The sequence below is a fragment of the Youngiibacter fragilis 232.1 genome (genome assembly GCF_000495435.3).
GTDB lineage: Bacteria > Bacillota > Clostridia > Clostridiales > Clostridiaceae > Youngiibacter > Youngiibacter fragilis.
In genome coordinates, this window is record NZ_AXUN02000179.1 from 17,646 (window position 1) to 30,613 (window position 12,968).

10 protein-coding genes are annotated in these 12,968 nt (G+C 36.2%); 2 read left to right on the forward strand and 8 right to left on the reverse strand.

The annotated features are described in order from the left end of the window. Positions 1-127 precede the first annotated feature (127 nt). From T472_RS10395 to T472_RS19945, 6 genes are all read right to left on the reverse strand, one after another. Entirely contained in the window at positions 128-2,476 is a 2,349-nt protein-coding gene (locus T472_RS10395) for a virulence-associated E family protein (RefSeq protein WP_023389195.1), read from the reverse strand. Between the two features lie 69 nt (positions 2,477-2,545). Next, positions 2,546-2,980: a DUF7768 domain-containing protein gene (locus tag T472_RS10400; protein ID WP_023389196.1), complete on the reverse strand. Its 435-nt coding sequence runs from the start codon at positions 2,978-2,980 to the stop codon at positions 2,546-2,548. After that, positions 2,967-3,188 carry a hypothetical protein gene (locus tag T472_RS10405; protein WP_023389197.1) on the reverse strand — a complete coding sequence of 74 codons (222 nt, stop codon included), beginning with the start codon at positions 3,186-3,188 and terminating at the stop codon, positions 2,967-2,969. The genes T472_RS10400 and T472_RS10405 overlap by 14 nt, the downstream gene beginning before the upstream one ends. A gap of 12 nt (positions 3,189-3,200) precedes the next feature. Further along, entirely contained in the window at positions 3,201-3,863 is a 663-nt protein-coding gene (locus tag T472_RS10410; protein ID WP_023389198.1) for a Rha family transcriptional regulator, read from the reverse strand. Between the two features lie 64 nt (positions 3,864-3,927). Next, positions 3,928-4,500, reverse strand: a complete 573-nt coding sequence (locus T472_RS10415) for a hypothetical protein (RefSeq protein ID WP_023389199.1) — start codon at positions 4,498-4,500, stop codon at positions 3,928-3,930. A 492-nt stretch (positions 4,501-4,992) separates the two neighbouring features. Beyond that, on the reverse strand, positions 4,993-6,858 hold the full coding sequence (locus T472_RS19945) for an ImmA/IrrE family metallo-endopeptidase (protein ID WP_023389200.1): 1,866 nt from the start codon (positions 6,856-6,858) through the stop codon (positions 4,993-4,995). Between the two features lie 189 nt (positions 6,859-7,047). Between T472_RS19945 and T472_RS10425 the strand changes: the two genes are divergently transcribed. Together T472_RS10425 and T472_RS10430 are read left to right on the forward strand one after the other, a co-directional pair. Then, a complete protein-coding gene (locus T472_RS10425; protein ID WP_023389201.1) occupies positions 7,048-7,530 on the forward strand; it encodes a hypothetical protein in 483 nt (160 codons plus the stop codon). A gap of 16 nt (positions 7,531-7,546) precedes the next feature. Next, positions 7,547-9,979 (forward strand): restriction endonuclease, encoded by a 2,433-nt coding sequence (locus T472_RS10430; protein WP_023389202.1) that lies wholly within the window; start codon positions 7,547-7,549, stop codon positions 9,977-9,979. A 35-nt stretch (positions 9,980-10,014) separates the two neighbouring features. Here the strand turns inward: T472_RS10430 and T472_RS10435 are convergent, their stop codons facing one another. Beyond that, the gene (locus tag T472_RS10435) at positions 10,015-11,649 is read right to left on the reverse strand and encodes a DNA methyltransferase (protein WP_052011803.1); all 1,635 of its coding nucleotides are present in this window, start codon (positions 11,647-11,649) and stop codon (positions 10,015-10,017) included. Between the two features lie 11 nt (positions 11,650-11,660). Further along, a complete protein-coding gene (locus tag T472_RS10440) occupies positions 11,661-12,947 on the reverse strand; it encodes a DNA adenine methylase (protein WP_052011804.1) in 1,287 nt (428 codons plus the stop codon). Positions 12,948-12,968 lie beyond the last annotated feature (21 nt).

Consider the following 12,968-nt stretch of genomic DNA (forward strand, 5'->3'; position numbering starts at 1 on the left):
GGAACACAAAATCACAAGCATTTCCCTATATTTACTAACGCGCGTGTACATGCACAGGTATCTACTATCTACTTTTAAGAAAAAGCATTTTTAATATAAGGGAAAATCTTGTGTTGTGTTGTGTTCCCTATTCACCATAATGATAAAGTCGCTGCCTGCCATAAATCGGCAAACGCTTAATACTGCTGGTTCGTTCCCAACCTGGAATCTGCGCCATGAGTGCTGCGATCTGATAACTATCAGTAGTCTTTAATTCTGGAAGATTACGATTGAAGCATTCACACCAAATCTCAGCATTGCTTACAGAGGTTCGCGTAACAGTTCCTGTATGCTTAGCGCCTCCGAATTCGCAACCGCTTAGGTAATTTCTTCGGGCAAATAAATCCATACTGTCCCAGTCATCTGGAAGCAGTGTATTCAAGTACTCTTCCACCATACCAACACGCTCGTCAGCCTCCATGGCACCTTTCTGCGCCTTTTCCGCCTCTTCTAAAACATCACCTTCGAGATACAGTTTTTCACCAGAGTTCCATATTTCTTTTGCTTCAGCCCAGAACTGCTGTCTATATCCTTCTGTAAAATTCCAGGTCTTTTTCTGCTTTTTCTGATGCACCTTGATGATCCAAAAGCGGCGGTTACCGGTAATGTCGCGTAAATATCCACGCTCGCCATTTACTGTTGCAATGACGATGCACTGCCTTGGATGGCTTTCTACCACTCTGCCGTAGGACGGTCTGTACTTATCATCTGAGGTAGAGAGGAAGGCTTTCACTTTTTCAATGTCCGCTTTCTTCATTCCAGCAAGCTCACCGATTTCAACTACCCAGAACCCCTGGAGTTTTTCAGCACCCGACTTGTCGTCCATATCCGTAAGGGATAGGGTTTCAGAGTAAAAATCTGCTGTTACCAGGTCTTTTAAAATTGTGCTTTTGCCAATACCCTGATCGCCATCCAGCACTGGAACGCAGTCAAACTTAATACCAGGGACATATATCCGCGCAACCGCCGCTGCAAAGGTCTTTCTAGTCACTGTGCGTATATATTCGGTATCATCCGCCTGGAGATATTTGATGAACACATCTTCCACACGCTTTACCCCATCCCATGTAGGAAGGGAATCAAGATAATCCCTTATGGGATGGAAACGCCTATCATCAGCAACTTTGGTAAATGCAACATCATGGTTTCTGCTTGAAAACGGAAGGTAGCGAATATCCATAATTGACTTAAGCTGGGCTGTATCGGCATCTCTCCAAAACACATTACCTTCCGGCCTTTCCCATGGAAGCGGTCCAGTGACCTGGATACGGTTTGATAGCTCGTTGAATGCAAAATTCTTAAAATCCGGATCATGATTAAGGATAAGGTTTAAGTTGTACACGCTGTTTTCGAGCACTTGACTTCGAGGCTGATATTTCAGTTTTTCTTTCCAGTTGTCACCAATATCCGTAAAGTCCGCTTCAGCTTCTGCAAGTTTCTCGTTGGTAGCAAAGACCTTCACCTCATCAATCTTCATGACAAAATCACACATGCTTTTGAAGGACTTCTTATCATCGTCATCACCAAACTTATGAATACGGACGATGTCAAAGGCATTACATAATTTAAGGTATGCAGGATCCTTGGCATGATGGCTGTATACAAATTTCCCACCATCCTTGATTTCAACACCGGCCATACTGCTTGACTCTATAAAATGATAGCGGGCCTCATTTTCTGTTGGCTCGTATACATCTGACAAAAACGCATCGATTGCTTTTGTTACAGGAAAGTAGACTCTATTGAAAAGCCCGACAACACCCTCCTTATCAAGAGGATCCTGTACCTTCTGATGCGATACTGTATTTGCCTTGCTCTCCCTGGATGAAGTCGGAAGTCTTGTAGGATCAGTCCATTCAGGATGAGCTGTTAGAATATCATCTGGATTAAGCCAATCCTTATCCAATTCCTTATAGATGAAGTTTCCATTGGATGGCGTACTGGGCCAGTACATAAGCTGGTTTGGGAGATAAGAGCATTCATCGAAATAATCCATGCCGAGCATCTGTGCGAGATATCTTGAAACTGCTACAAACTCTTCTGGTGATACATCTCTTGTAAGAGGCAAGATAATGCGGACCCTTGGATTCTCATCAGTACTGCTATGAGTGGAGTATAGAACTGAGGTATACTGGGCATTCGATTCATAGTTTTCAAGAAACTCTTTATTAATGCGATCACCATCTAAGGCAATCATTGAGCGGAGCTCCACAGTGTCGATTTTCCTGCGACCGCCTTTTAATACCCCTGCAACAAAACCACCATGATCTTTTGCATCATCCTTTTGGGATTTGCTGAATTTGGCATATTCTTCTGCTGATTCCGTTGTCCGGATTGGAGTCTTCAACCTATCTTTTAGCTCATCAAATGTGATTTCTTTGTTGACCCACTTCTTTGCCTGTCGGCTGTTCCCGTAGGCAATGGCTAGTTTTCTCAATTTAATAACCTCCCTTCGTACGAGGTCTTTCTCCGTGTTCAAATCTGGCCTGTATTGCTCTTACTCTTTTCATAAGGAGTTCACCTCTTCGAATTCTTTATTGAAGTATCTGATCGGCTGTCTACGCTTCTTAGCCTTTTCAATTTCAATACTCATCCCTTTTGAAATGACATCACCGAGTACCCACACTTCCTGGCATTTGCCCATGAGGATGATGTCCATGAAAATTGCCAGGTCGCGTTCTTTTTCATTGTTATCATTCATAAACTGTGGAAACATAAGATGTGGAGCCAGTGGAATGTTCCCTTTCTCTAATGCAAACCGGCAGAAGTCCTGCGCTCGCTTTATATTGCCTTCGGTGTTCCCACTAAAAGGGGAACAAATATAGACAAGAGGCTTGAAGGCAGGTTTTGACGCTGCCTTTTCCTCTCGAGTGACGTTACTTAGTGCTTCATATGGAGTAGGGTCATAGTATCCTTCAGGATTGAATTTATTTATGCTCATAGTACCGTCCTCCACTCTTGACCTTTTTACTGCATTCATCACAGAAAACTGCTGTACCATAAAGGTCACTCTCACCATCACTTAAAATTTCAGCAATATCTACTGACACCTCTGATCCACACATTGGGCAGTGGGTAAATACATTCTCATCTGTTATTTCAATGGATATCTCCATGGAATCATTCAATCTTTCTTTCACATAAAACATTGTTGTAACCCCCTAATTTTTTTCTGATTTGGTTTTGTACCACTCCAGATGACGCTTGCGCTGCTGATAATCTGGAACAGCCACTAACAAGCCAACATCTACTTTTTGTAATGTGTCAAGCATCGTAATCTGCTCCTCAGACAAATAAGGCCTGATGCTTTTTCCTTTTTCAATGCCGTTTGCTAATCTGAACTGCTTTGCAGTCATTCCAACTACGATGCGATTTAACATATCGCATTCATTACTGAAGTGATATGGCTTGGGATTTTCATGAAGTAACTTTATGTTGGCGGTTAATAGTGGAAACTCTTGTCTTGCAGAAACAAGCGTTTTAATGAAGCACTCCATCTCATTGAACCTACGAATGTAAAGCTCTTTGAATTTCATTGCTTTTTGTCCCGAGTATCCCATCACCAGCATCGTGAACCCATCGCGAGTCATGAAATAACAAGGTAGCTTTCTGCCAGTACTGTCCTTATAAGAATCAGCCTTAAAGTTTGAATGGATGAAATTATCACTCAACCCAGATTTGGGGGCAGTGATTTTTCTAATGTCTCGGATAACATGGTCATGACGTTTTTCAAAGAACTCTGCCACAAACAAACTATCCACTCTTGCCGTATCATTGGTGTCGGCAAATACACCATATTGGTCCTTAGGTATTAATTCTCTCATCAGAATTACCTCCTTAAATTTTTTGAAGGTCTTGACCCTTCTAAGTGGTAGCCACAGGAGAAGGTCAAATCTGACGATTCTGATATTCTTCTTGTAATTTTTTTGTTGCTCTCTTTAATTTCTGGGTGATGTTATTCTCATCTGCACCTATGGAGTTGGCATATTCACGTATTGGGATTCCGTCGATACGAACTGCAATAAAGGCCTCTGCCCATTCTGGTTTCTTGGCAAGAGTTTTGCGGATCCAATCGCAAATGGCCTCGCATTCATAATCTCTACTGAGTGTTTCATCATCGGAGGTTGTACAGAGATAATCCATAATGTTAAAGGACTCATCATCTGGTTCACCTTGGATAAATCCCCTCTTGCCATTTGATTTTTTCATCTTGGGATTAGGGTCAATCCGCCTAGTTTCCCTCCGCCAACCGTTATATTCTTTGGAGTTCAACAGGTCAAACATCTCTTGTACTGTTTGACAACGCTTGACTTCTTCTTTCTTCTCAGGCTTAGCCTCCGAAAGACGCTGCTCATAGTCGATGTCCAGCATTACGCTGTAATCTCCATCTGGAATTTCAATTGTGGTGTAGTTCTTGTGACCGTTTTTGATGTTTTCTTCATACAGTACTTTAATTTTCATTTTGTACTCCTTTCCGTCCTGGCATTGACGGCGGAATACAAAAAGAGCCTGTGGAGAAGATGACCACAGACTCCGCTTGTCCTAAAAATGGGCACACGAAATCACGGTGGGTGCATCCTCATTCCAAATACAGTCTTTATCACTGTATTCTGAACTCTTATGCATCCCGCCGTCCGTATGCGCACTAGGACATTGAGATTTTATTGAGATAGCATGATTGCTTATCTATTAAAAATGTAACATGAAATATTTTTTGAAAATGGACATGCAATGTCCTCAAAATCTATGCAAACAAAAAAACGCCGGAGTCATCTATTTCTGCCTCTTATAGGCTTCATAGATAACTCCGGCGTTTTGCTCCTCGATTGGTTAAGGGGCAGTTTACAGTAGTTCTGTTTTTGGGATATATAAAAACAGACCGTATTTTGCTAAAGGTCTGCTTAGATTTCTTATAGACTGGACACACCATGTCCGATTTTTAGATAAAAAATTTTAAATTTCTACCCCGTATGGCTCAAGATACTCTCGGACAGCCCATATTGGTTCTGGGTATTTCATGTATAATGCCTCATTTATCCATTGGTGATCTGGATATTTCATAGGATTTAGCTTGCAGCCTAATACCTCCATCAGCTTCATACTAATAACTGGTGGTAGGTTTAGTCCAAAACATATTAGTGCAGCTGTCTCAACCTTTGGATTTGTTTCCCCCTTTACCGTTCTACTTATGGTTTTGGGGTCTCTATCTATTTCAAGACCCAAATCAGTATAATTCATTTTTCGCCATGCAAGAAGAAGATCCATGCACTGTTCAGGATCATCTGTCATCTGTTTTCGAATCTCTAGTTCTTCAGCTTGAATTTTCTTTCGCATTTGAATTTGTCGTTCTTGAGGTGCATTTTCAAACCCATTGTGAAACTTAATACCAAATGTAATATCACTTGGTTCACGATTCAGGAAGCAAGTGGTATGATAAATATTGTCAACTTTGCTTGTGATACTCATATCAAATACTAGACAACATTCATCCATGTGAGAACGGGCATAACCTGTTAAATCTAGTCTTCCGTTTTCATCACGCTCTACATAAAGTGGAGAATTGTACACAAAATGGTTGTCTATAAAAAGATAATCTCCACTATCAGTTAAAGCACGAAGTTCGGGATTGATAAAACGCTCTATAGCTGCGTCCTGAGCACTTAAAGAAAATGTTTGATTTATTTTAATGGAACCTTTACTGAAACCATGGGGTTTTACATAATGGCCATCAAGATATGTGTATGTACCTATTGCTTCTTCAAATCCGGCATCAATCATTCGAATTTTTGCTGCAATACGGGATACACAGAAAAATGTAGCCAAAGCATCAATAACTGGTTCCATCACATCAATTAGTTCGATGATTCCAGATTGTTGTCGAAACTCCTTGATAAACTCAAAAGCCTTTGTTTTAAACATAGCTAGGGGCATTTGGATTCTTGGTGCCAGGGCATTAGCTTGCCATTCCATCCAATCAGTAGCTTCTTTATTGCTATTTTTTATTCCTCCAGCTACCTGACACTTTATTTTAGTAGCACTACTATTATAGAGCCTTTCCAGTTCGAATGCTTTTCTATGCTTGTCCCAATGTACACATTCATGAACAATAGTATTATTTACAGCACCCAAATTACGAAGAAAATAGGCTTTTGGATCAACAAAAATAGTCCGGGCTCTGACTGATGTGCTTATGCATTCACCTTCATCTGGATCATAGAATTCTGCCTCACTGTCATGAAAAAAAATCTGCCCAAAAACGGATAAGTCTTCTGTGATATCCCTTAGGATAACTTCTAAGCCCATTTTTTCAGCAAGTACTTCTGGTTCAAGTGGCATAGGTTTTTTCAACGCCTCAGGATAATATTTTTTCAAAAAATCATGTGCAGCGGTATCGAGCTGTTCCCTTTTAATATATGGAACTAATGAGTCTGATAACGGGTGGGGGTTCTTGTTCTTTTGGCTATAGAGAGATATTTCTCTAATTGCAAAATCATCCAGACTATGTTCTAAATCTCCAGAGCATCTCAGCAAAAACCACTTATTAAACAAGTCGTAATCATCATAGTGATAATCACCTTCCGTAACCTCAATTTCTGCATCTACGATAACATCAAACTCAATTTTAAGCTCCGGGAGATCTCTCACCAATACGTATTTTACTTCCATTTCTGAAAGAGAGATTTCTCCTATATGCTTTACATTTTTCAAGTCTAAGCCTAAGTTGTTGGGGTTTTCTTCAATATACTTTTCTATAGCAGTGTAGAACTCATTGTAGAATCTGCTTGAAATGTAGTCAGTAAAAGAACGCTTTGACGGCATAGGTTTCCCCCTCTCTTTCTTATTTTCTAAACCATAATACATCAATAAAATATACGATTTATTATCAGAAAAAAACACAACATTTCACTTTAGGTACTAAGCGCACAACTAATTCACTATTGGTACTAATACCACATTTTTACTATGTTATTATTATATCATAAAATTATAATGGAGGGAGGGATAATAGTGGAAATAAAACATATGACTACTATGAGATTTTTTGTCGGTAACCTAAATAATTACATATCTTATAAACAACTTGATACAGTAAAAGAGTTGTCAGTTCATCTTTCTCTTAATTACAATCGATTAGTTTCATGGTTAAACTTCCAAAGAACCCCACCTCTCGCCGTTATCGACGAAATAGCAAATATCTTGCAAGTTTCCTCAAGAGATTTAATCGGTACCAAAATTGATTTTAATTCCTACACATTTATTCATACTTTAAATAATATTTCAAATGAGAAGTTTTGTGTGAATTTGCGGAAATATTTAAACAAATATGATATTAAAACCGCAGCAGATTTTGTCGCTTATTTTGATGGTGAATTCTCTGAGCACACTTATTATTCGTACTTTAAAAATAAAAATAATAAAACGCCATCTTTAAAATCTTTAGAAATTTTATCGCAGTTTTTAGAAATAAGTCCATATAAATTAATTGAATGAAACGGAGGAGAAGTATATGCAAAACAATTCTTATAACGCAAAGGTGCCAAATGAAATACTCGAGAAGTTTTCTAATTTACTTAAAATGTTGGATGACGAAAGTAATACTATCCCATCCATAGCCAAGAGATCATTTAATTTTAAAGGACGAAAATCTGAAAGTATTGCATTAAAGGTTCTGGATTATATTAGTTCACCAGACTCAAAAATTTGTGATCCTTTTATGGGATCTGGTTCATTCGTATTTGCTAGCAGTATGCTAGGTAGAGATACAGTTGGAATTGAATTAGATAATTATACTTTTGATGTTTTAGCTACACTCCACTCGAAAATTGATTATGCAAAACTTGAATCAATGTTTCAGGAAATCAAATCCGATATTTTTAACGATGTAATGTATCTATATGAAACACATTGTTGTAACGAAGTAAATTATATTAAAACATTATATTTTGATCCTACGTCAGAAGAATACTATAACCCACAACCACACAGAGAAATTATTGATGGGAAAAACATTAAACTTTACTACAAGTGCCCGATTTGTGGTGAAACATCCAAGAGGTTCTCATCTGAAGATGAACAGAAGATTTATGAAGTCAATTCATTAGACACGTCACGATTTCCTGATCATGAATTAATAACAAATAGTCGTATAAATATTACTTCAAGTACAGGAGCCGATCGATATGATAGAAATTTTTCTAATAGAAATAAGTACGCACTATTGTTAATACAAGATAAAATATCTTCGATTCCAGATTGCAAAGAAAAAGACTTACTTCAACATGCTCTAGTTTCAGCTTTAACTCTAAGTAAGATTACGCAATACGGTTCTAGCTCAGATATATTGTATCATGTTATACGAAATAAAGCGCAAGACATGAATGTTTGGTACCTATTTGAAACAAAATACAATAATATGGTGGCATATAATAAACATTATTGTGAACAATCACCAGATAAAACTACGCTTTTAACCTATGCTAATATGATTTGTGGCGATTATGCCTCAGTACTAAGACAGCCAAAATTTAATCAATATTTTGACGTAATCTATACAGATCCACCTTATACTGACCAAGTTCCATATTTAGAAAGAAACCAGCTATATAGGGATTGGCTATTCAATTTTTCAGATAAAATTCAGTATCAGCTAAGTGAGGAAATGTTAGATAAAGAAATTGTGGTAACCAATGCTCCCACCAGAAGAGAAAAAGATGTAGTGAACTACTATAAATCTATTGACACCATGTTCTCTTTGTTTTCAAAAGCCATTAAGACTAATGGTATTGTTGCTCTCACTCTAAATCTTGGTAAAAAGAAGTTTTTTGAAACTTTTTCAAATTTTATTGACCTCGCTAGGAAAAATGGCTTTGAATACATCTATAGGGTTGATATTGCTAAGAATGATCCTACGTTAAGGAAGCAATCTGCTTGGAGGGACACACTCTCAACTGAGATGCTTATTTTCTTCATAAAATTAGATGAAGAAAAAGCTTATTGGTACAAAAACAACAGAAATATTGAGTTAGAGCTTGGCAAGTTATTATATAGTCAAATTTTGAAAAATAACGGAATCACTTTAACATCTGCCTACAAAGAAATATCTAATAAAACTCTTGACAAGCAGGTAGGAGATTTAACTGAAACTGAAACAACAAGGATTAGGGCGTTAATTACTGAACAATTTATAATAGATCAAAGAACCTCCATGGTCTACGTTGACCCCGATAAACTATATTTATCGATAGAAGACAACACTACATTATTCAACAAACTCTATGACATTGTACCGATAATCATCAATAATTTACTTGAAAAATGGGGATCTTTTACTCTTGATGACTTGTACTTCGAAATTAGTAGTAAAGTATGCAACGGCGATCCTAATATCCTAGCGCAGATACTCGAAGATCCTTCCAGAGAAAAACATATTGTAAACTTGATTGAAAATTACTGCAATACAGATGAAAAGAGTTCCTATACTAGAAAAACAAGGGTATCTGTTTCTCCCACAGAGGACGCTATTGATATCTCAATGCTGGATGGTTATAGATTTGAAGATGTTCTTAAAGATCTTTTGACTGCTGAAGGATTTATAAGTGTGATACGCATAGGTGGCGCAGGTGATAGAGGGATCGATCTGAGAGCCAAGAAAACTAATCCTTTAACTGGAGAATTAGAAGGATATATTTTCCAATCTAAGCGTTGGATAGGTAATGTCGGTGGCGAGCCTATTCAAAGATTGCATAGTATGATGATGCAGTATTCTTCTGAGATACAGCATGCAATTTGTATAACTACTTCAGATTACACTGAACATGGAAAAAGAGAGGCTAAAAGCACAGGAGTGGAAATCATTAACGGTGAAGATCTCATTGAACGTCTAAACATATCATTTCCAGGTAAATACTACCACGGATTACTTGACTTCCAAAAAAACTGAAATTAAAAAATAGAGGAGACTATCTCAAGTCTCCTCTAAATCATCCATTTTCCTTTAGTGGCATCCCAAATTAAATATTTTTCAAATATTTCCACTAAACTTTTATACTTGATAGACAACTTTGAAAGCCACCCGTTATGAATGATGAATTCCATTAAACCATCATCATACAGTTCTGGCGTTGATTGAGGTCCATAAGTTTTAATAATATATTTTGCGTGTTTTATAACGTTAAGCTCTATTTCTTCTAGACTCTCAACTTCTCTTACCTCTGTTTTTACATAAGGTTCTTTTATAAAAAAGAGTACTGCGTCACCGTTCAATGATTTTTTGGGGCTAATAATATTCTTTAAAGTGTTCTTTTTCTTAACATGAACCTGCGACAAGTATCGAAATCCGGCTTTTTCTAAAATATCGATAATCTTTTTCCAAACATTAAGATTACTATCATGAAAATACATGCACATGTATTTGTTGTTTTTAACTTTTTTCCCTATTTTAGTAAAGGCTTCGTCTAATAGCTTGTAATACTCTTTTTCCTCTTTTTTTCTATCAGGCGCAGTCGAAATAACAATTTCATCATCTAAATTAAAATCAAGTTTCAAAAAAGGTTTATATAACTGCATATATTCAGAGTATAATACTTGTCCCATATACGGCGGATCGGTAATTACAAGGTCTATACTGTTATCCGGGATATCTGATTCTGAGAGAAATTGAATTCCCTTGTTGATTATTTTAAATTCCCCTGGATTCATATTTATTAGGTCATCAGTTCTATATCTATTACTACATAGGTTTTGCTGTGCATATTTTAAAGATAATAATAGAGCTTTGGCTCTTTTGTTTATTACCGGTATTATATTTTTTTCAACACAATTTATTTTAGGAGTCCATAAAGGCCACTGTGAATTTGAGTGTGTGTCAGTGATCTTGGATAAGTGTAAGCTGCTTAATAAAATATAGTTCAACAGCTCTTGCTCTTCTTCCTCAAAACTATTTATAATTTCAATTACCTTATCTATAATAAAGAAATTTCTTCTTGTAAAAATATCAGAGATTTTCTGCCCCTTATAAACAGCAATTCTCGTATTACTTAGTAACTCAAAATTGCTAATATTGTTAATCTGATTATATTCTTCTAATCCATTCATCATTGAGTAATCTTCTTCTATCGAATCTTTCCTAAGTATCTTTTTACTACAGTTACAATTATAGTGAATCTCTTTGATTACAGGATCACTTGCGAAATCTTCACGGTCAAATATTGATTTAGTAATAATCCCTTTTTCTCCGCATGAATTACATACCGTTTTATAATAATCTTCCAAATACGCAATTTTATCCACAAATTTACAAATTAGTGCTTTTGTGTTTCGAAGATTATACTTTTTTAATAAAACGTCTATTATAAATATCGGAACTTCATTTATTTCCACTCCAACAGCTTTTCTCGAATATTCCTTTGATATAGCTTGTATTAGAGTAACTCCTGATCCCATGAATGGGTCGAATATTATATCACCTTTTTCAGAAAAATTCTCTATTAAAATATCGCAAATATTATATGGTTTTTGTGACCAGTATAAATGCGACTTATATAAATCATTATTATTAGTGGCAACTGTAGTTTTAATTTTTGCTTTTACTTCACTCAAGTCTTTTAACACTCTACCACCCCCTAGTATTTGCAAACAATCAAATACTCCAATACTTTTTTTGTGTCTTTATTTCTATTATTGGAGTGTTCATATTCCTCTGTAAGAACCTTTACATTCTTTCTTCCAAACTTGATCTCTGCAGTTCCGATAATATCTTCTATATCCATTGTATACCTATTTGTAGCCTGCTCTTTTGTATTTCTTGGGTATGCAAAGCTCAGAGCTAAATTTATTCTGTTTCCTTTGCAATAATCAAATAGCATACTAGTTTGATCTAAGGCATTCGATCTTTGGCTTAATGGTGATTGAAAGCGATTCTCACGATACAAACCTTTAGAAACCTTCCCTCTATATAAAGAAATGCTATCATAATCATATAATGCCGCAGTGTTTAATAAATGATAATACCTTGAGTATTGCATATCAGTATATGGTGGATCAGCATATATAAATCCAACCTCTTGTTTCAGACTATCAATATTGTATACTTCTGATATCGGTTTATTGAAAACTATATTATCATTACTACTTAGAACAAAATCTGGTGATTGAAAATCAAATAATTTTCTTTGAAAATAGTCAAAGATTGATTTCTTCCTTACATTAAACAGTTTTGTTTGGTTGTTCTCTATACTAAGTGGTTGAGCCATATGTCCATCTTTAGAAAAAGTACATTCTTTCATGGCGAAAAATAATGATGTCAACAGAACATTCTTCAAGGCGTTATCTTCAATTTCTTCAATTGCGTATCTAATAGAGTCAATCTCTATTGATTGATTTACCCCAAAATAGGTATTTCCATAATAAGTAGTGAATAACATATACGGAATTTGATTTTTTCTCTTCTTTAAGTCTTTTGCCGTTCTGATTGTGTCATTATACAATCTTAGATAACCGTTCCACACTGTTGGATAGTTATCATAAAAAGACTTTACTTTTTGAATATCTTCTGCTCGAATTAACTCATTCTCTTCAACTGCATACTTACCAAATAATTTAAACAAATCATTATAATTCCTCTGGTAAGACTCATTAAATCGGTTCTTATATATTTCCCATAGTGATTTATCATTGTACTGAAGTAAGGCTTTTGCAATTACAGAAGAATACATCTCACTATCATTCGCAAAGATTTTGTAATACCTTTTGAATGAGTAGCCAACAGCGCAAGATCCTGCAAATATATCAAATACTGCTTTCTTGTCATCAATTACTTCGACTGTATTTTTATGTATAAAGCTCAGCAAGTTTTTCTTGCTTCCTTGGTAATTCAATATTGTAAATACATCATTGCTAAAGTTCTCCATTGATTTACTCTCCTTTAAAAC

Excerpts from the sequence above, each read along its gene's own strand:
- T472_RS19945 (WP_023389200.1), bottom strand. The coding sequence starts at position 6,858 with ATGCCGTCAAAGCGTTCTTTTACTGACTACATTTCAAGCAGATTCTAC.
- T472_RS10415 (WP_023389199.1), bottom strand. The coding sequence starts at position 4,500 with ATGAAAATTAAAGTACTGTATGAAGAAAACATCAAAAACGGTCACAAG.
- T472_RS10430 (WP_023389202.1), top strand. The coding sequence starts at position 7,547 with ATGCAAAACAATTCTTATAACGCAAAGGTGCCAAATGAAATACTCGAG.
- T472_RS10405 (WP_023389197.1), bottom strand. The coding sequence starts at position 3,188 with ATGTTTTATGTGAAAGAAAGATTGAATGATTCCATGGAGATATCCATT.
- T472_RS10400 (WP_023389196.1), bottom strand. The coding sequence starts at position 2,980 with ATGAGCATAAATAAATTCAATCCTGAAGGATACTATGACCCTACTCCA.
- T472_RS10440 (WP_052011804.1), bottom strand. The coding sequence starts at position 12,947 with ATGGAGAACTTTAGCAATGATGTATTTACAATATTGAATTACCAAGGA.
- T472_RS10410 (WP_023389198.1), bottom strand. The coding sequence starts at position 3,863 with ATGAGAGAATTAATACCTAAGGACCAATATGGTGTATTTGCCGACACC.